This is a genomic window from Kitasatospora sp. NPDC098663, assembly GCF_044760075.1.
Lineage (GTDB): Bacteria > Actinomycetota > Actinomycetes > Streptomycetales > Streptomycetaceae > Kitasatospora.
This window is the reverse complement of record NZ_JBIWAP010000005.1, coordinates 18,409-36,716: the sequence shown is the minus strand read 5'-3', so window position 1 is coordinate 36,716 and position 18,308 is coordinate 18,409. Positions and strand designations below refer to the sequence as shown.

General features: G+C 73.3%; 14 protein-coding genes. 8 read left to right on the top strand and 6 right to left on the bottom strand.

Annotated features, from left to right (window positions below; translation table 11 throughout):
- Positions 1–296: 296 nt before the first annotated feature.
- Positions 297–1,553: a serine hydrolase gene (locus ACIQVZ_RS06950; protein WP_402447757.1), complete on the top strand. Its 1,257-nt coding sequence runs from the start codon at positions 297–299 to the stop codon at positions 1,551–1,553.
- 177 nt (positions 1,554–1,730) lie between these two features.
- Here ACIQVZ_RS06950 and ACIQVZ_RS06945 read toward each other — a convergent pair whose 3' ends face one another.
- A complete protein-coding gene (locus ACIQVZ_RS06945; RefSeq protein WP_402447756.1) occupies positions 1,731–3,350 on the bottom strand; it encodes an FAD-dependent oxidoreductase in 1,620 nt (539 codons plus the stop codon).
- 59 nt (positions 3,351–3,409) lie between these two features.
- On the opposite strand from ACIQVZ_RS06945, the gene ACIQVZ_RS06940 reads away from it, so the two are divergent.
- Positions 3,410–4,066 carry a TetR family transcriptional regulator gene (locus tag ACIQVZ_RS06940; protein WP_350876034.1) on the top strand — a complete coding sequence of 219 codons (657 nt, stop codon included), beginning with the start codon at positions 3,410–3,412 and terminating at the stop codon, positions 4,064–4,066.
- A 198-nt stretch (positions 4,067–4,264) separates the two neighbouring features.
- On the opposite strand, the gene ACIQVZ_RS06935 is transcribed toward ACIQVZ_RS06940, so the two are convergent.
- From ACIQVZ_RS06935 to ACIQVZ_RS06915, 5 genes are read right to left on the bottom strand one after another with little or no spacing between them, the layout of a single operon-like run.
- A complete protein-coding gene (locus ACIQVZ_RS06935) occupies positions 4,265–5,287 on the bottom strand; it encodes an ABC transporter ATP-binding protein (protein WP_402447754.1) in 1,023 nt (340 codons plus the stop codon).
- Positions 5,284–6,390: an ABC transporter ATP-binding protein gene (locus tag ACIQVZ_RS06930; RefSeq protein WP_402447752.1), complete on the bottom strand. Its 1,107-nt coding sequence runs from the start codon at positions 6,388–6,390 to the stop codon at positions 5,284–5,286. Before ACIQVZ_RS06930 ends, ACIQVZ_RS06935 begins: the two co-directional genes overlap by 4 nt.
- The gene (locus ACIQVZ_RS06925) at positions 6,387–7,268 is read right to left on the bottom strand and encodes an ABC transporter permease (protein ID WP_402447750.1); all 882 of its coding nucleotides are present in this window, start codon (positions 7,266–7,268) and stop codon (positions 6,387–6,389) included. Before ACIQVZ_RS06925 ends, ACIQVZ_RS06930 begins: the two co-directional genes overlap by 4 nt.
- Positions 7,255–8,223 (bottom strand): ABC transporter permease, encoded by a 969-nt coding sequence (locus ACIQVZ_RS06920; protein ID WP_402447749.1) that lies wholly within the window; start codon positions 8,221–8,223, stop codon positions 7,255–7,257. The genes ACIQVZ_RS06925 and ACIQVZ_RS06920 overlap by 14 nt, the downstream gene beginning before the upstream one ends.
- Entirely contained in the window at positions 8,220–9,767 is a 1,548-nt protein-coding gene (locus ACIQVZ_RS06915; RefSeq protein ID WP_402447747.1) for an ABC transporter substrate-binding protein, read from the bottom strand. Before ACIQVZ_RS06915 ends, ACIQVZ_RS06920 begins: the two co-directional genes overlap by 4 nt.
- A gap of 234 nt (positions 9,768–10,001) precedes the next feature.
- Here ACIQVZ_RS06915 and ACIQVZ_RS06910 point away from each other — a divergent pair, with 234 nt between their 5' ends.
- The 6 genes from ACIQVZ_RS06910 (at position 10,002) to ACIQVZ_RS06885 (ending at position 18,158) form a co-directional block, all read left to right on the top strand.
- Positions 10,002–10,604 carry a TetR family transcriptional regulator gene (locus tag ACIQVZ_RS06910; protein ID WP_350876046.1) on the top strand — a complete coding sequence of 201 codons (603 nt, stop codon included), beginning with the start codon at positions 10,002–10,004 and terminating at the stop codon, positions 10,602–10,604.
- A 204-nt stretch (positions 10,605–10,808) separates the two neighbouring features.
- Positions 10,809–11,660, top strand: a complete 852-nt coding sequence (locus tag ACIQVZ_RS06905; RefSeq protein ID WP_402447745.1) for a tyrosine-protein phosphatase — start codon at positions 10,809–10,811, stop codon at positions 11,658–11,660.
- Positions 11,654–13,429, top strand: coding sequence for a glycoside hydrolase family 3 protein (locus tag ACIQVZ_RS06900; protein ID WP_402447743.1), 1,776 nt, complete (start codon positions 11,654–11,656; stop codon positions 13,427–13,429). Before ACIQVZ_RS06905 ends, ACIQVZ_RS06900 begins: the two co-directional genes overlap by 7 nt.
- A gap of 192 nt (positions 13,430–13,621) precedes the next feature.
- Positions 13,622–14,827 (top strand): cytochrome P450, encoded by a 1,206-nt coding sequence (locus tag ACIQVZ_RS06895; protein ID WP_350876052.1) that lies wholly within the window; start codon positions 13,622–13,624, stop codon positions 14,825–14,827.
- Positions 14,828–15,131: 304 nt separating this feature from the next.
- The gene (locus tag ACIQVZ_RS06890) at positions 15,132–16,187 is read left to right on the top strand and encodes a type III polyketide synthase (protein ID WP_350876054.1); all 1,056 of its coding nucleotides are present in this window, start codon (positions 15,132–15,134) and stop codon (positions 16,185–16,187) included.
- 306 nt (positions 16,188–16,493) lie between these two features.
- A complete protein-coding gene (locus tag ACIQVZ_RS06885) occupies positions 16,494–18,158 on the top strand; it encodes a multicopper oxidase family protein (RefSeq protein WP_402447741.1) in 1,665 nt (554 codons plus the stop codon).
- The last annotated feature ends 150 nt before the right edge of the window (positions 18,159–18,308 follow it).

The window sequence follows — 18,308 nt, the reverse complement described above, 5'->3', positions numbered from 1 at the left end:
GATGCTGGCGAACCGTCGAGGATCGAGCCCGGGCCTCGCTCGCCCGTCGCACGCGCACCGTCGGGTGCCGGTGGGACGGCCCCGAGGCCCCGCGTCGGGGCGGCCGGGTGTTCCGCCGTCCAGAGTCCGGCGCCGTTCGAATGCGGCCACTTCTTGTCCGTAGTCGTAGCCGCCAGAGATCCCCCACTGGAAAGGTAGCATTCTCGCGTGAACAAGTGTGCCTCGCAACAGCAGAGTTGACTCAATCGCCGAGAGCGGGACCGCCTCCCTCGGCCCCTACCCCGCGGAGGGGACGAATGACCGAAACACCCGGCGCGGACACGCCACCGTCGACCGCCCAGGCCCAGGTGCACTGGCTTGTGGACGCCTCGGCGCGGGCGCCGATGACGGACACCGAGATCCACGACCACATAGCTGCGCCGCTCCTGGCTGCCAGCGGCGGTCCGAACGCCTTCAACGCGGTGCTGCACCAACTGGGCCCCATCACCCTGCACAGGATTGTCGAGTCGGGTCGGGATCACGTGCAGGCGGCGGTCAGCGGCCGTGACGGCGACTACCTTCTGCGGGTGCGCGTGGCCCCCTCGGGTCTGGTGAATGATGTGAGCCTGACTCCCGACGAGGCGCCGCTCTCGTCGTGGACTCAAGTCGACGACATGCTGGCCGACTTGGGAGCCCGCGTGTCGTTCGCCGCAGCGCGGATCGGCCCGGATGGGCGCTGCGAGCTGGTGCACGGCGTACGCGCCGACACCCAGCGGCCGATCGGTTCGGCGTTCAAGCTGTACGTGCTGGGCGCGCTCGCACAGGCCGTCGACGAACAACGAGCGTCCTGGGACGAGTCGCTGGTCATCCGCGATGACTACAAGAGCCTGCCCTCGGGCCGACTGCAGGACCACCCGGCCGGCACCACCGTCACGATGGCCGAGTTCGCCGACTGCATGATCTCCCTCAGTGACAACACCGCAACCGACCACCTCATCCACCGGCTCGGCCAGGACGCGGTGGTGCACCAAATGGACCTGTTCGGCCACCAACAGTCCCGAGCGAACATTCCGTGCCTGACCACCAAGGCGTTCTTCCAACTCAAGGCCGACCAGTACCCAGCCCGCGCGGACGAGTACCTGGCACTGCCCGAACACCACCGCTCCGCCGCGCTGCGGGAGCTTGAACGACTCCCCCTGCCCGATGTTCGCGAGACCTGGCCCCATCCAAGGAAGATCGACCAGATCGAATGGTTCGCCTCACCGATCGACATCTGCAACGCCTACGCGGCGCTGTGGCGGTTCGACCAGCCCGAGATCGAGCACGCACTCACCCTCAACGACGACGGACTGAATCTGGCCCCATCCCGATTCCCGACCGTCTGGTACAAAGGCGGCAGCGAACCCGGAGTCATCACGCTGAACTACCTGGCGCACACGAGCGACGACCGCACTCTGGTCACCAGCCTGATGGTCTCGGACGCCGGTACAGCCCCTGACAAGGCCGGCGTGGCACTGAAAGGCCAGACCATCATCCGAGGCGCATTCGACTTGCTGACCTCAGAGGGCGTTTGAGGCAGGCGAACTGTCCTCCATGTTCCAGTAGGCCCCTCGCCGGGTTGGCCGGCGACGTGGAGACCCCGGCCGCGCAGGCCGGCTTGCTGAAGGCGGCCCGGGGTGGGACCCGGCGCTCGCCCTGGCAGCCGCCGTCCTGCGCCAGGGCTGAGCTCAGCCCTGAGTTCTGCCCTGAGTTCAGCCCTGAGCTGCGCCGAGCCACCTGTCGAGGGCTTCGTCGAGCCCGTCCAAGGCCTCACCGCTGTCGCCCGCCCAGGCGACGAAGCCGTCCGGGCGGACCAGCAGGGCGGCCGGCGTGGGCTGTTCGGGGCAGTGGGAAGTTACGATCCGCAACCGGTCGCGGTGGCCGTCGGCGCGGGCGCGCAGTTCGGGGTCGTCGGTGAGGTCCAGCAGCAGCGCGCGGCCGTCGTGCAGGTGGTCGGCCAGTTTGCTGCCGTCGGCGAGTACGAGGTCCGGTGCGCTGCGGCCCACCAGCGGGTGTTCGCCGGGCAGGTCGTAGCGCTGCCACACGCCGGAGAGCTGCTTGACGAAGTAGGTGGTCCCGGCCGCGGTGTCGGCCAGCTGGGCGACGACGTTGCGCAGCGCGCCGCTTCCCGGCTCGGGCCGCATCAGCGCGACCTGCGCCCTCGTCCAGTCCAGGACCCAGGCGCCGATCGGGTGCCGCTCGGCGGTGTAGGTGTCCAGCAGGCCCTTGGGCGCCCAGCCCCGCACGGTGGCGGCGAGCTTCCAGCCGAGGTTGATCGCGTCGCCGATGCCGAGGTTGAGCCCCTGGCCGCCGAACGGGGAGTGCACGTGCGCCGCGTCGCCGGCCAGCAGCACCCGGCCCGCGCGGTAGGTGCTCGCCTGGCGGGCGTTGTCCGTGAAGCGGGTCGCGCTGTGCACCTTGGTGATCGTCACGTCCACGCCGCTGACGTTGCGCAGGCTGGCCTGCAACTCCTCGGCGGTGACCGGTGACCGGCGGTCCGCGGGCGGGCCGCCGAACTCCACGGTGAGGATCCGGCCCGGCACCGGCCCGTGCACGTACGTCCCGACCGGGGTCCGGTTCCAGCCGGCGCCCAGGGCCTCGGAGCCGGTCATCTCCACCATCGCCTGGTGGCCGGTGATCTCCGGGGCCGTGCCGGGGAAGTCGAACCCGGCGAGCCGGCGCACCGTGCTGCGGCCGCCGTCGCACCCGACCAGCCAGCCGGCTCGGATCGGCGCACCGCCGTCGGTGTGCACGGTCACCCCGTGCTCGTCGGTGTCGAAGCCGGTCAACTCCACGCCCCGGCGCAGCTCGACGCCCAGCTCGGCCGCGCGCTCGCCGAGCACGTGCTCCAGGGCGGCCTGCGGGACGAGGGCGGCCTTGTCGACGGGACCGCGGTCGGCGAAGTCGGGGTCGTCGGCGGGGTCGAAGCGGTCGAGGCTCAGCATGATCCCGGCGAAGTGCCCGGCGATCCGCTGCGGCGCCCGCGTGGGCACCGCACCGTCGGCGGGCGCTTCGCCGTTGGCGGGCGCTTCGCCGTTGGTGGGCGGCCCGTCCGGGCGGCGCTGCCGGGCGAACTGGGCGAACCTCTCCATCGCCTGCGCGTGGATCTCTTCGAGCGCCGGCAGCAGCCCGCGCCGGTAGAAGGCCTCCACGCTGGGCGTGTTGATGGCGCCCGCCTTGACCGTCTGGTCCACCTCGGTGAGCCGTTCGATGACCAGCACCGAGGTTCCGGCGAGCCGCAGTTCGCAGGCCAGCATCAGCCCGACCGGGCCGCCGCCCGCCACCACCACGTCGTAGTCCGTGCCTGCGCCGGTGCCTGCGTCTGTGCGCATGTCCGTGTTCATGACTTCACTGTAGTCACTAAAAATCTGTGGTGGGTATAATTTCGGTCATGGATGTAGCCAGGACCCCAGATGCCGACGACGAACCGCAGTCCCGGAACCTCACGATGCGTCAGCGCAAGAAGGCGCAGACCCGGCAGCGGATCTCCGGCGTGGCCACCACCCTGTTCCTGGCGCGCGGGTTCGACCAGGTCACCGTCGCCGAGGTGGCCGAGGCGGCGGAGGTCTCGACCATGACGGTCTTCAACTACTTCCCGCGCAAGGAGGACCTCTTCCTGGACCGGATCCCGGAGGCCGTCGAGCTGTTCACGAGCGCGGTGCGCGACCGCCCGGCCGCCGAGTCCCCACTCGCCGCGCTGCACCGCCTGATTCTCGAACTCATCGACGAGGGCTACCCGTTGGCCGCTCTGCGGGATCGCTTCACGGCCTTCTGGCAGGTCGTGGTGGACTCCCCGTCGCTGCGGGCGCGGGCCCGCGAGGGCGTCGAGGAGCTGGAGGGCGCGCTGGCCGAGGTGATCGCGCGGACCTCGCCGGACCCGCAGCCCCGGCTGACCGCCGCGCTCGCCGTCGCCGCCTACCGCACCGGCTGCCTCACCTCCGCGAGCCGGATGCTGGCGGGGGAGAGCGCGGCGGCGGTCGACCCCGATCATCGCGCCCTGCTGGACGCGGCCTTCGGCGCGCTCAGGCGGGCGCTGCCGCTGTCGTAGCGCCACCGCCGTCGTAGCGCCGCCGTGGGCGCGGGCGGCGGGCGGCGGGCGGCGGGCGGCGGGTGGCGGACGGCGGGCGGCCGACAGGTCGAAGTGGCCTGCGGTCGCCCGCCGTTCACATATCCCTGGGACTGCTCGACGGCGAGCGTAAGGCGCATCCGTCACGCCAGGACGCCGGCCCGTGCTGCGCCCGGCTGGTCAGACCCCCGCGGCAGTGCCGACCAGCGGCCGGTGGCAGGCCACCGCGCGGCCAGGTGCCACCTCCCGCAGCTGCGGTTCCTCGGTGGCGCAGCGGGCGTCGGCCAGGGGGCAGCGGGTGCGGAAGCGGCAGCCGCTGGGCGGGGCGAGGGGGGAGGGCGGGTCGGTGGGGAGGAGGCCGGTGTCGCGCAGCGGGCGGCCGGGTTCGGGGACGGCGGCGAGCAGGGCGGCGGTGTAGGGGTGGGCCGGGGCGGCGAGGACGGCCTCGGTGGGGCCGCGTTCGCAGATGCGGCCGAGTTGGAGCACGGCCACCTCGTCGCTCACCGCGCGGACCACGCCGAGGTCGTGGGAGATGAAGAGGCCGGCCAGTCCGCGTTCCTCGGTGAGCCCGCGCAGCAGGTTGAGCACGGTGGCCTGGGCCGAGACGTCGAGGGCGGAGACCGCCTCGTCGGCGATCAGGACGCGCGGTCCGGCGGCCAGGGCCCGGGCGATGGCGACCCGTTGGGCCTGCCCGCCGGAGAGCTGGTGGGGGCGGCGGTCGCCGAACAGGGCGGGCGGCAGGCCGACGGCCGCCAGCTGCTCGGTGACGACCTGTTCGCGGTCGCGGGCCGGGTCGGGGTGGGCGTCGAGGGGTTCGGCGACCAGGTCGCGGACGCGGCGGTGCGGGTTGAGGGAGGAGAGCGGGTCCTGGAACACCAGCTGGAGGCGGGGTCGGACGGCCCGCAGGGCGCGCGGGGAGAGGGTGGCGAGGTCGGTGCCGTCGAGGGTGACGGTGCCGGTGGTGGGCGGGGGCAGCCGCAGCAGGGCCTTGGCGATGCTGCTCTTGCCGGAGCCGGACTCGCCGACCAGGGCGAGGGTGCGGCGCGGGTGGAGGGCCAGGTCGACGCCGCTGACGGCGTGCAGCGGGCCGGAGCGGGTGCGGTGGACGACGCTGAGGCCGGTGGCCTCCAGGACGGCCGTTCCGGGAGCGGCGGCGCCGGGGGCGACGGTCTCGGGGGCAGCGGCTTCGGGGGCGGTGGTCATGCCGCGGGCTCCAGTTCGTCGGGCGAGGACGAGGGCGAGGAATCGGAGGAGGGTGAGGGCGACGGCGCGTCAGGCGGCGCGGTGAGCGGGAAGTGGCAGGCGGCGGTGTGGCCGTCCGCCGCGGTGTGGGTGGGGGGCGCGGTCGTGGTGCAGAGGTCCGTCGCCAGTTCGCAGCGCGGGGCGAAGGGGCAGCCGGGGGTGGGCCGGGTGAGGTCGGGCGGCGAGCCGGGGATCGCGGGCAGGGTGCGGCGCAGCGGGCCGGTGACCCGGGGTACGGAGCGCAGCAGGGCCGCGGTGTAGGGGTGCCGGGGGTGGCGGGTGACGGCCTCGGTGGGGCCGGTCTCCACGATCCGGCCGCCGTACATGACGGCGATCCGGCGGGCCCGCCCGTACAGCAGGCCGATGTCGTGGGTGATCAGCAGGGTGGCGAGGCCGCGGCTGCGCCGGTGGTGGTCGAGCAGGTCGAGGACGGTGCGCTGGACGGTGACGTCGAGGGCGGTGGTGGGTTCGTCGGCGAGCAGGAGGGCGGGTTCGCCGGCCAGGGCGGCGGCGATGCCGACGCGCTGGCGCAGGCCGCCGGAGAGCTCGTGCGGGTGGGCGCGGGCCCGCCGGGCGGGGTCGGGGACGTCGACGGCGGCGAGCAACTCGGTGGCGGTGCGCAGCCGTTCGCGCCGGGAGAGTCGTCGCCGGTTGGTGAGGGATTCGGTGACCTGGTCGGCGATCCGGACCACCGGGTTGAGCGAGGTCATCGGGTCCTGGTGGACCATGGCGATGCCGGTGCCGAGCAGTTCGGCGCGGCGGGTGCGGGAGGCGGCGAGCAGGTCCTCGCCGTTCAGCCGGATCTCGCCGGTGGCGACGGCCCTGGTGGTGCGGGACTCGACGCCGAGGACGGCGCGGGCGAGCACGGACTTGCCGGAGCCGGACTCGCCGACCACGCCGAGGCACTCGCCGGCCGCGATGGTGAGGCTGACGCCGTGCAGGACGTGCAGGGCGCGGCCGTCGGGGGTGTGCAGGACGGTGTCCAGCGAGCGGACGTCGAGCACCGGGACGTCGAGGACGGGTTCGTCGAGGACGGGTTCGTCGAGGTCGGGGGCGGAGGTCATCCGCGCGCTCCCTTCGGGCCGGCGGGACCACCCGAACGCAGGTGCTCCCCGAGGTAGTTGAGGGCGAGGACGGTCAGGCAGAGCACGGCCGCGGGCGCCAGGGAGATCCACGGCGCGCTGCCGAGGGCCGTGCGCCCCTCGGCGATGATGCCGCCCCAGGAGGGCTCCGGCGGGCGCAGCCCGAAGCCGAGGAAGCTGAGCGAGCCCTCGGCGACGATGGCGACGGTGGTGGCGGTGAAGGCGAAGGTGAGGGCGGCCGGCGCGACGTGCGGGACGATCTCGCGGCGCAGGACGCGCAGCGGGGCGGTGCCGAGCATGCGGGCGGCCTGGACGAAGCCGCGCTCGCTGAGCGAGAGCACGACGGCGCGCACCACCCGGGTGAAGTGCGGGACGGTGAACAGCCCGATCAGCGTGCCGATCACGGTGAGGCTGGGGCCGCGCAGCGAGACCGCGATCATCACCAGGATCAGGCTGGGCACGGACATCAGCAGGTCGGTCGCGAAGCCGATCGCCTTGTCGAGCGGGCCGCGGAACCAGCCGGCGGCGAGGCCGAGCGCTCCGCCGCCGAGCAGGCCGACCAGGATGGTGAGGGCGGCGACGGTGAAGGAGGCGCGGGCGCCGGCGACGGTGCGTTGCAGGACGTCCCGTCCGGCGCTGTCGGTGCCCAGCCAGTGGCCGGGGCCGGGGGCGGCGGCGGGGTGGGCGAAGTCGCCGTGCAGCGGGTCGAAGCCGGGCAGCAGGGGCAGCAGCAGGGCGGCGAGGGCGACGACGGCCAGCCAGGCCCCGGCGGCGAGCACGCCGGCGGGGGGCCGCCGGCGGCGGGTGGCGCGCGCCGCGACCGTCTCGACGGTCACGACTGGGGTCTCAGCGGTGCTCATGGGCGATCCTCGGGTCGATCGTGCGGTACAGCAGGTCGACCGCGAAGGTGGCCGCGACCACGCCGACGGCGCTGACCACCACCACGGCCTGGACGACGGGGAAGTCCCGGCCGGAGATGGCCCCGGCGGCCAGGCTGCCGACGCCGGGCACCGCGAACAGCGACTCGACCAGCACCGAGCCGCCCAGCGAGGTGCCGATGCCGATGCCGACCAGGGTGACCAGCGGCAGGCTGGAGGGCCGCAGGGCGCGGCGCAGCAGCAGCCGGGTGGTGCCCATGCCGCGGCTGCGGGCGGCGGCGATGTACGGCTGGTCGAGGGTGTCGAGCAGCTGTCCGCGCAGGGTGCGGGTGAACACGGCGGCCTCGGTGAGGCCGAGGGTGAGGGCGGGCAGCACCAGGTGGCGCAGGTTCTCGGCCGGGTCCTCGGTGAACGGGGTCCAGCCGGTGGCGGGCAGGACGCGCAGTTGGACGGCGGCGAGCCAGATGAGCAGCAGGCCGAGGGCGAAGCCGGGGACGGCGAGCCAGCCGAAGGTGCCGGCGGTGGCGATCCGGTCGAAGGTGCCGCCGGGGCGCCAGGCGGAGAGCAGGGCGACGGGCACGGCCAGGGCGAGCGCCACCAGCTGGGCGGCGAGGAAGAGTTCGAGGGTGACGGGGATGCGGTCGGCGAGTTCGGTGGTGACGGCGGCTCCGGTGGACAGCGAGTGGCCGAGGTCGCCGTGCAGGGCGTCGGCGATCCACTGCCAGGTGGCGGCGAACAGATTGCGGTCCAGGCCGAGCCCGGCCTCGTAGACGGAGATCTGCTCGGGGGTGGCGGTGGGGCCGAGGGCGGCGACGGCGGGGGAGCCCGGCATCAGGTGGGGCAGGTACAGGGCGGCGACGGTGACGAGCAGCAGCACGGCCGCGGCGCGGCCGAGCCGCCCGCCGTGGCGCAGCGCGGTGCGGGTGCGGGGGGTCACCGCTTCACCCACAGGGGGGCGGGGGAGACGTTGAGGACGGTGCGCTTGGACAGGTCGGGCAGTCCGCCGACCTTGGCGCCGGCGAGGAAGCCGACGGTGTTCTCGGTGAGGAAGGCCATCGGCGCCTCGCCGACGACCCGCCGGGCGGCCTGCTGGTAGGCGGCCGCACGCTTGGCGGGGTCGGTCGAGGCGCGGCCCTCGGCGATCGCCTTCGAGGTCTCCGGGTCGGACCAACTCATGAAGTTGTAGGGCGAGTTGGGCAGGTAGAGGCTGGTGAGCGCGGTGTCGGTGTCGCCGAACATGCTGGTGGGGAAGTCGATCACCTGGAACTTGTGCTGGAGCATCGCGGTGCCCAGACCCGCGGCGTCGAGCGGCTTGATGGTCACCTTGATCCCGGCCTCACCGAGCATCTGCTGGATCACGGTGGCGCGCTGCTGGCCCTCGGGGCGGCTGTCGACGAGGTAGTCGAAGGCGAGGTCGGGGTGGCCGGACTCGGCGAGCAGGGCCCGGGCCTTGGCCGGGTCGTGGGCCGGGTACCCGGCGGCGGTGCGGTACGGGGAGCGGGAGCCGATCGGGCCGTCCGAGACGGCGCCCTGGTCGAGGGAGACGACCTTCTCCAGGGCCTGGCGGTCGATCGCGTACTGCACGGCCCGGCGGACCCGCACGTCGTCGAAGGGCGCCGACGCGGTGTTGAAGACCATGGTGGTGGTGGCGCCGGGCCCGGTGGCGCCGCGCAGCCCGTCGGCGGCGGCCTGCTTGAGCTGGCCGGGCGTCTCGGTCCAGATCAGGTCGGTGTCGCCGGAGCGCAGCGACTGGTAGCGGCTGTCGGTGTCGGTGAGCACCCGGTAGACGAGCTTGTCGGCGTGGCCCTTGGCGCCCCAGTACGCGGGGTTGCGGGCGAGGGTGACGGAGACTCCGGGCTGCACGCTCTCCACGGTGTACGGGCCGGAGCCGACGGCGGGGGAGTCGCCGGCCGGGGCCTCGGAGACGTAGCCGAGGGATCGGGTGAACAGGTTCGGGAAGGCGGCGTCGGGCGCCTTGAGGGTGAAGGTGAGGGTGGTCGGGCCGGAGACGGCGGTGGCGCCGATGGTGGCCGCGTCGATGGCGCACGCGCACTTGCTCTCCGGCTTGGCGAGCCGGGTGACGTGGTCGGCGACGGCCTGGGCGTCCAGCGGCTTGCCGTCGCTGAACTTCACGCCCTCGTGCAGGTCGAGGGTCCAGACCGTGGCGTCCGCGTTGGGGGTGAAGGACTTGGCGAGGTAGGGCTGGACGGCGCCGTTGTCGCCGTTGACCATCAGCGGGTCGTACAGGGCGTTGGCGAGGACCATCATCGGCATCGAGGTCAGGGTGCCGTCGGCCGGGTCGAGCTTGGCGAACGGCCGGTCCAGGCCGATCTTGAGCGTGCCGCCGTCGACGGCAGGCCCGTCGTTCGCCGCGCCGGTGTTCCCTGCGGCGCCGGAGACCGCGTCGTCGGAGGCGGAGCAGGCGGTGAGGGTGAGCGCGGTGGCGAGGGCCGCCGATGCCAGGAGGTAGTGCCGCTTCATGGTTCCTCGGTTCGGGGGAGTGGGGGCGGCCTGGGGGAGTGCGGCCGCCGACGCCCCACACCATTCCGGAAGTGGCAGTACTGCCAAAAGGCAGTTGTGCAAATTTCAGATGACGGAACCCGGAAGAGTCGGCGCTCGCCTTGAGCGAGCACGGTCGGACGTGATTCGGTACTGACAGCCGCCCCCTCGGCGGCCCCATCCACACTCAACTCACCGAGAGGAAACGGAAGAACCATGCAGGGGACGGACACCGCGGCGGAGCAGGGCATGCGCGACCGCAAGAAGGCGCGCACCCGCGACAGCATCCGCACCGCGGCGCTCGACCTCTTCGAGGAGCAGGGCTTCGAGCACACCACCGTGGACCAGATCTGCCGCCGCGCCGACATCGCCCACCGCACGTTCTTCCGCTACTACCCGGCCAAGGAGGCTCTGCTGTTCGGCTGGGACTTCGGCCAGGCCATCCTCGACGCCTTCGCCGCCGCCCCCGCCGAACTCCCGCTCTGGGCCGCGCTCGACCACGCGCTGACCGCCACCGGCGGCCGGCTGGAAGAGCCCGTCGAGCACACCGAGCGCCGCCGCCGGCTGCGCCGGAGCCTGATCGAGGTGCAGGGTTCCGTGCACAACTACGCCGTGGTCGTGATCGACGGCTTCACCGAACGCACCGTCACCATCGCGGCCGAGCGGCTCGGCGTCGACCCGGCCACCGACCTGCGTCCGACCGCGCTCGGCGCGCAGTTCGGCGGCATGGTGCGCCACCACGTCCTGATCTCGTCCGAGACCGGCACGGTGGCCGACTGGCACAAGGCCTACCGGGACGTGCTCGACACCGCCGGCTGACCCGAGCCGACAGCCCTGCACCCCGACACCCCGACACCCCTACACCCCTACACCCCTACACCCCGACACCACCGGGCGATGCCGCCGGCCGTCCGGACGGCACCGCGCGCCCTTCGCCGTCCCCGCCCGGCCCTTCTTCTCCCCCCTCGCGCGGCCCGCCGCGCACCTTCACCACCTGCTTCGCACTTCCTGAAAGGCCCCCGCATGTCCCTGGTCAACTTCCGCGACCCCGCAGCGCTCGCCGACCCCGCGAGCCGGTGGATCCGTCCCGGCACCCTGTTCCGCTCCGCCCAGCCCTTCCCCGCCGCCGACGAGGCCGTCGTCGCCCAGCTGCGCGAGCACGGCATCACCACCGTCGTCGACCTCCGCGGCGAGTCCGAGAGCCGCCCCGAGGACTGGGCCGCCGCCGAGGCCGCCGGCATCGCCGTCGTCCCCGCCCGGGTCGAGCCGACCAACGACGAACTGGCGCAGGCCATGCGGGCCATGACCACCGCCGAGGACCTCGGCGCCTTCTACCTGCTGATGGCCGAGTCCGCGCCGCAGCGGCTGGCCGCCGCCGTCGAGGCAGCCGTCCGCCCGGGCGGCGTGCTGGTGCACTGCGCGGCCGGCAAGGACCGCACCGGGCTGCTCACCGCGCTGCTGCTGGAGCTGCTCGGGGTGCCCGCCGAGGAGATTGTCGCCGACTACGCCCGCACCAACGAGGCGATCGAGCAGATCTGGGCCGGCCTCGCCGACCGCAACCGCGCCGCCCTCAACGAGGTCGAGGCCGGCCGGCTGGTCGTCCCCGCCCCGCTGCTGGAGGCGCCCGCCGGGGCGATGAGCACCTTCCTCGGCCTGGTCCGCGCCGAGCACGGGGGCGCCGAGGGCTTCCTGACCGCCTGCGGGGTCCCCGCCGAGACCCTGGACGCCTTCCGCGCCAAGGCCGCCGCCCGCACTGCCGCCCGCACCGCCGCCAGCGCCGAGGCCGGTACCGCCGCCCGCACCGCCGCCAGCGCCGAGGCCGGTACCGCCGCCCGCACCGCCGCGTCGAACACCGCCGAGGTGACGGCATGCTGACCCTGCTGCGGCACACCGACGGCACGCCCTTCCGCGACCTCAACCACAACGGCACCATGGAGCCCTACGAGGACCCGCGGCTGCCCGTCGAGGAGCGGGTCGAGGACCTCCTCACCCGGATGACCTTGCAGGAGAAGGCCGCGCTGATGCTGCACGGCCGGATGCTCCCCGGCGACCAGGGCCCGTTCCCCTCCGGCGCCCGCCTGATCACCGAGCGCGGCCTCACCCACTTCGCCATGATGGCCGTCCCCGACCCGCGCGCGATGGCCGAGTGGAACAACCACGTCCAGGACCTCGCCGCGGCCGGCCGGCTGGGCATCCCCGTCACCCTCTCCTCCGACCCCCGGCACGGCTTCACCGCCAACCCGGCCACCGCCCACACCGGCGGCGGCTTCAGCACCGGCCCCGAGCCGATCGGCCTCGCCGCCACCGACGACCCCGACCTGGTGCGCCGCTACGCCGACCTGATCCGCCGCGAGCTGTGCGCCGTCGGCATCCGGGTGGCCATCCACCCGATGGCCGACCTCGCCACCGAGCCCCGCTGGGCCCGGATCAGCGGCACCTTCGGGGAGGACCCGGAGCGCGCCTCGCGGATGATCACCGCCTACATCGAGGGTCTCCAGGGCGGGCCGATCGGCCCGGACAGCGTCGCCTGCATGACCAAGCACTTCCCCGGCGGCGGCCCGCAGGCCGGCGGCGAGGACTCGCACTTCGCCGCCGGACGCCGACTGGTCTACCCCGGTGGCGAGTTCGAGACCCACCTGCGCCCCTTCGAGGCGGCCTTCGCCGCGGGCACCGCGCAGATCATGCCCGCCTACGCGATCCCCTCCGGCAGCGGCCTCGCCGAGGTCGGCGCCAACTTCAACCGGGACGTCATCACCGGCCTGCTGCGCGGGCGCTACGGCTTCGACGGCGTGGTCTGCACCGACTTCAACGCCATCACCGGCATGGACGTCCCCGGAGTGGTCACGCTGCCCCCGCGGCACTGGGGCGTCGAGGAGCTGCCCGTCGCCGAGCAGGTCGTGCTCACCCTGGACGCGGGCGCCGACCAGCTCGGCGGCGAGACGGACCCGGAGCTGATCCTGGCCGCCGTCCGCTCCGGCGCGGTCACCGAGGCCCGGCTCGACGAGTCGGTCCGCCGCATCCTGCGCGACAAGTTCCGCCTCGGCCTCTTCGCCGACCCGTACGTCGATCCGGAGGCCGCCGCCGACCTGGTCGGCGCCCCGCAGGGCCGGGCGCTCGGCCGCGAGGTCCAGCGCCGCTCGGTGGTCCACCTGGCCGGCGAGCCGCGCACCGCCACCCGGCTCTACGTCGAGGGCATCGACCCCGCCGTCGCCGCCGGGTACGGCACCCTGGTCGAGGACCCGGAGCGGGCCGAGCTGGCCGTGATCCGCCTCGCCACCCCGTACGAGCGGCGCGAAGGACTGCTGGAGCAGCACTTCCACAGCGGCTCGCTGGAGTTCGAGCCGGCCGAGGTCGACCGGCTCACCGCGCTGGCCGCGACCGTGCCCACGGTGTTCGCCGCTCAGCTGGAGCGGCCCGCCGTGCTCACCCCGCTCGCCCCGCACGCGGCGCTGCTGATCGGCGAGTTCGGCGCCGCGGACGAGGTCGTGCTGGACGCCGCGCTCGGCCGGGCCCCGATGACCGCGACGCTCCCGTTCGACCTCCCCTGCTCGGACGCCGACGTCGCCGCCTCCCGCGAGGACGTGCCCTTCGACACCCGCGCCCCGCTCTTCCGGCACGGGCACCGGGCCATCGGGGAGGGCTGAGGCACCCGGGGCCGGGGCCTGTCACCGACCGGTGGCAGGCCCCGGCGCGGGTGGAGCCGAGCCGCTGATCGGACCGGATGAATTACCGGCGCTCTCGCCCGTCCGCCGGTGTGTGCGGCCGACCGATCGGGTACCGGTGCATTCCGTCCGCCTCCCCCATCCGGCCCGCGCGGCCCAGACCTGGAGGTCCGCATGTCCACCGACTCCAGCGCACGGAACTGCCCGTTCGACTTCGCCGAGACCCTAGAGTTCGACCCGACGCTCCGGCAGCTCATGAACGACGCACCGGTCAGCCGCATCCGCCTCCCCTACGGCGAGGGGGAGGCCTGGCTCGTCACGGGCTACGACGACGTGCGCACGGTCACCACCGACCGGCGGTTCAGCCGCCACGCCATCGTCGGCCGGGACTTCCCGCGCATGACCCCCGAGCCCATCGTCCAGGCCGAGGCGATCAACGTCATGGACCCGCCCGCCAGCGCCCGCCTGCGCAGCCTGGTGTCCAAGGGCTTCACCCCCGACCACATCGAGCGGATGAGGGAGCGTACCCAGCACGTCGTGAACGGGCTGCTGGACCGCATGCGGGACCAGGGCCCCCCGGCCGACCTCATGGAGCACCTGGCCCACCCGCTCCCGCTGATCACGATCTGCGAGGTCCTGGAGATCCCCGAGGCCGACAGCGCGCAGTTGCGCGCCAACGCCCGGACGATGATGGACGTGAGCCTGGCCAACAAGCCGAACGCGGTGCGCGCCAAGGCCGACCTGCGGGCGTACTTCGCCGAGCTGACCGCCGAACGGCGCAGGAACCCCGGCGACGACCTGATCAGCGTGCTGGCCACGGCCCGCGACGGCGACGAGGTCCTCGACGAGAAGGAACTCACCGTGATGGCCATGGTCCTGCTGATCACGGGCCAGGACACCACGACGTACGAGCTCGGCAACCTCTCGTACACCATCCTCAGCCGCCCCGACGTGCTCGCCGCACTGCGCGAGCGGCCCGAGACGCTCTCCCGGACGCTCCAGGAGCTGCTGCGCTTCATCCCCTTCCGCAAGGGCGTCGGCATCCCCCGGGTGGCCCTTGAGGACGTGGAGCTCAGCGGGGTGACGATCCCGGCGGGGGACATCGTGCACGTCTCCTACCTGACGGCCAACCGGGACGGCCGCCGGTTCGACCGGCCCGACGAGCTGGACCTGGAGCGGACCAGCCCCTCCCACATGACCTTCGGCTGGGGCGCGCACCACTGCCTCGGCGCGCCGCTGGCCGTCACCGAACTCGAAGTCGCCCTCGGGACCCTGCTGGAGCGCTTTCCCAGGATCGCGCTGGCCAAGCCGGCCGCGGAGCTGGCGTGGAACACCACGTCCATCTGGCGCTATCCGCTGGCGCTGCCGGTCACCTGGTGAGTGCCGGAAGCACCGCGCACGTCGGCCCGCACACCCCGGGGTGTGCGGGCCGACGTGCGGGACGGGCCCGCCTTCCGTAAATTGGGCTAGGTGGCCTGAACCAACTTGCGGCCAGCACGACCGCCCGCACCGCGATCATCCGATCCTCGCCCGGTCGGCTCGTCGGCCGCTGAGTTGGGTCCCGCCCGGTGCGTCCCGCCGCCCGCGCCCTCCGCGCGTCCGGCTCGCAGCGGCTGCCGTCGAGTGGTGAAATCCCGCCCCGCCAGGGTCGCACCGGGAACACCGCCCGTCTGGAGGAAGTGCCGTGGCAGTTCTGTGCAAACCGGCGATAGATGTACCCGAGCACGTCATCACCAACGAGGAGACCATCGAGCTGGCGCGCAGGCTCCACCCCGACCACCCACAGCTCGAACTGGCGCTGCGTCTCATCAAGAACACCGGAGTGCGCAAGCGGCACCTGATCCAACCCATCGAGGTGGTGCTGAAACACCCGGGGTGGGACGAACGGAGCGCCGTCTTCGCGGCGGAGTCGAAGGACCGTGTCCCGGCGGTGGTGGTCAGGGCCCTCGAGCAGGCCCAAGTGGAGGCCTCCCAGATCGACTTGATCGTCTATGTGTCGTGCACCGGTTTCATGATGCCGTCGCTCACGGCGTGGCTGATCAACAGGCTGGGCTTCCGGCCGGAGACCCGACAGCTGCCGATCGCCCAACTGGGGTGTGCGGCCGGCGGCGCGGCGGTGAACCGGGCCCATGACTTCTGCTCGGCCTACCCGGGCGCCAACGTGCTGATCGTGGCCTGTGAGTTCTGCTCGCTGTGCTACCAGCCCACGGACCTGGGCGTGGGCTCGCTGCTGTCCAACGGCCTGTTCGGCGACGGGATCGCCGCCGCCGTGGTCCGGGGCGAGGGCGGGACCGGAATGCGGTTGGAACGCAACGGCTCGTACCTCATCCCGAACACCGAGGAGTGGATCTCCTACGCGGTCCGCCCCACCGGATTCCACTTCCAGCTGGACAAGAGGGTGCCGGGGACGATGGAGCCGCTCAGCCCGGCCCTGCGCGCGGTGGCGCAGCAGCACCAGTGGGACGTGGGCACGCTGGACTTCTACATCGTCCACGCCGGCGGCCCACGGATCCTGGACGACCTCAGCCGCTTCCTGGAGGTGCCGCCCGAGGCGTTCCGCTTCAGCCGGGCCACCCTCACCCAGTACGGCAACATCGCCAGCGCGGTCGTGCTCGACGCCCTGGCCCGGATGTTCGACGAGAAGTCGGCCCTCGAAGGCCACCAAGGGCTGCTGGCCGGGTTCGGCCCGGGGATCACCGCCGAGATGTCCCTGGGCACCTGGGCGTCGCCCGAATCCTGAACGACGGACGCGGGGGCCGGGCACCAGGTGCCCGGCCCCCGCGTCCGTCGTTCAGGAGGCCGGGGCCGGGGCCGGGGCCCGGGCCCCGCGTCCGGGCAGGTGCGGTCGCGCTGCGGAGCGCGAGAAGCTCGCCGATACTGAGCCAACGGGCAGTGACGGAACGTCGCGTCGGCGCTACGGTCCGACACGCCCGGCCCGCGCCGTCGTGCGCGCGGCGGCCACCGAGCAGGGCCGCCGGAAACCACGACCGGCGACCACTGGCCCGGCGGCGTACCGACCGCCCGGCCCTGGACGGAAAGACCGGGAATGCTGAACCGACGAGACCTTTTGAAAGCCGCCGCGATAGGCGGCCCGGCGGTCCTCTTCCCCTGGGACCGCGCACCGGGCGGGGCCCGGGTCTCGTCCCTGGCGTTGCCGGCCGCTCCGGCCGCGCAAGCCGCGCCGCCCAGGTCGGAGGCCAAGCGGTCGGCCGCCCGGATCACCCCCTTCGAGCACGCCATGCCGGTGCCCCCCGTGCTGAGCCCGGTGTCGCGGACGGACTCCTCGGACCTGTACCGGCTGCGGATGGCCGATACCCAGGCGGAGATCGTCAAGGGGCTGCTGACCACCGTCCGGACCTTCGGCGGCTGCTTCCCCGGTCCGACCATCCGGGCGGTCAGGGGCCGGGAGGTGGTGGTCCAGCAGACCAACGACCTGCGCGTGCACACCTCCGTCCACCTGCACGGCGGCCATGTGCACTCGCGCTACGACGGCCTGCCGATGGACCTCGTCAAGCCCGGCGAGACCCGCGAGTACCGCTACCCCAACTCGCAGGTAGCCGCCTCGCTCTGGTACCACGACCACGCGCACGAGCTGGAGGCCGAGAACGTCTACCGCGGCCTGGCCGGCGCCTACCTGCTCAGCGACCCGCACGAGAGCGGCCTGCCGCTGCCGAACGGCGAGTTCGACATCCCGCTGCTGATCCGGGACGCCCGGATCGAGACCGACGGCAGGCTGGTCTACACCGACCCGTACGCGTGCCCGCACATGCTGGTCAACGGCAAGGAACGGCCCTACTTCCAGGTGGCCGCGCGCAAGTACCGGCTGCGGGTCTTCAACGTCTCGCCCAACCGCCATGTGTCGCTGCGCCTCGCCGACGGCCAGCCGTTCACCCAGATCGCCTCCGACGGCGGACTGCTCGCCGCGCCGGTGACGCTGCACGAGCTGACCCTGACCGGTGCGGAGCGCGCCGAGATCGTGGTCGACTTCGCCCGCTACCCGGTCGGCGGATCGGTGGTGCTGGAGAACACGGCCGCGCTGGAGAGCGAGCGGACCGAGGTGCTGCGCTTCGACATCACCCGGACGGCCGAGGACCGGAGCCGGATCCCGGACGTCCTGGCCACCCTGCCGCCGATCCCGAAGGCGACGGTGCACCGGGAGTTCGCGCTGACGACCTTCCCGGACGCCAGGATCAACGGGCGCAAGTACGACCCGAAGCGGACCGACGTGCGGACCACCGTCGGCAGCAGCGAGATCTGGACGATCCGCAACCACCTCACCCGCCCGCCGGCCGGGGTCTTCCACGCCCCCCACTCCTTCCACACCCACCTGGTGCAGTTCCGCGTGCTGGACCGTGACGGGGTGCCGGTCGGCCCGGCCGAGGCCGGACTGAAGGACACCGTCACGGTCCACCCGGGGGAGAGCGTCCGGATCGCCATGACCTGGGGCGAATATCCGGGCGAGTACGTCTACCACTGCCACCACATGGTGCACTCCTCGCACGGCCAGATGGGCCGGATCGACGTGCTGCCCGCGGGATCGAAGGACTCCGGCCGGGAGTCGGACGACGCCTTCGCCGACTCGTCCCGGTCCACCGGAGCGTCGGCGGCCGGAGCCTCGGCGGCGGGAGTCGGTCGACGGCGGTGGCGACGGCGCAACCGGCACCACCACCACCACGCGGGCCACCACCGCCGGCACCGGGGACTGCGGTGAGTCCGGAACCGGACGGCGGGCCGGCCCGGACGAGGGGTTGAGCCCGCGGAACGGGGCCGCCGTGCGAGCCCGGCGGTGGACGGCTCCGTGACGGCTCCGTGACGGCCCCGGGTGGCGGTCTGCGCTCGCCGTCCCGACGGTCGGCCACGC

Bases quoted from the DNA above. Each gene is read 5' to 3' on its own strand.
- ACIQVZ_RS06950 (WP_402447757.1), top strand. From the start codon at position 297: ATGACCGAAACACCCGGCGCGGACACGCCACCGTCGACCGCCCAGGCC.
- ACIQVZ_RS06945 (WP_402447756.1), bottom strand. From the start codon at position 3,350: ATGCGCACAGACGCAGGCACCGGCGCAGGCACGGACTACGACGTGGTG.
- ACIQVZ_RS06940 (WP_350876034.1), top strand. From the start codon at position 3,410: ATGGATGTAGCCAGGACCCCAGATGCCGACGACGAACCGCAGTCCCGG.
- ACIQVZ_RS06935 (WP_402447754.1), bottom strand. From the start codon at position 5,287: ATGACCACCGCCCCCGAAGCCGCTGCCCCCGAGACCGTCGCCCCCGGC.
- ACIQVZ_RS06930 (WP_402447752.1), bottom strand. From the start codon at position 6,390: ATGACCTCCGCCCCCGACCTCGACGAACCCGTCCTCGACGAACCCGTC.
- ACIQVZ_RS06925 (WP_402447750.1), bottom strand. From the start codon at position 7,268: ATGAGCACCGCTGAGACCCCAGTCGTGACCGTCGAGACGGTCGCGGCG.
- ACIQVZ_RS06915 (WP_402447747.1), bottom strand. From the start codon at position 9,767: ATGAAGCGGCACTACCTCCTGGCATCGGCGGCCCTCGCCACCGCGCTC.
- ACIQVZ_RS06910 (WP_350876046.1), top strand. From the start codon at position 10,002: ATGCAGGGGACGGACACCGCGGCGGAGCAGGGCATGCGCGACCGCAAG.
- ACIQVZ_RS06905 (WP_402447745.1), top strand. From the start codon at position 10,809: ATGTCCCTGGTCAACTTCCGCGACCCCGCAGCGCTCGCCGACCCCGCG.
- ACIQVZ_RS06900 (WP_402447743.1), top strand. From the start codon at position 11,654: ATGCTGACCCTGCTGCGGCACACCGACGGCACGCCCTTCCGCGACCTC.
- ACIQVZ_RS06895 (WP_350876052.1), top strand. From the start codon at position 13,622: ATGTCCACCGACTCCAGCGCACGGAACTGCCCGTTCGACTTCGCCGAG.
- ACIQVZ_RS06885 (WP_402447741.1), top strand. From the start codon at position 16,494: ATGCTGAACCGACGAGACCTTTTGAAAGCCGCCGCGATAGGCGGCCCG.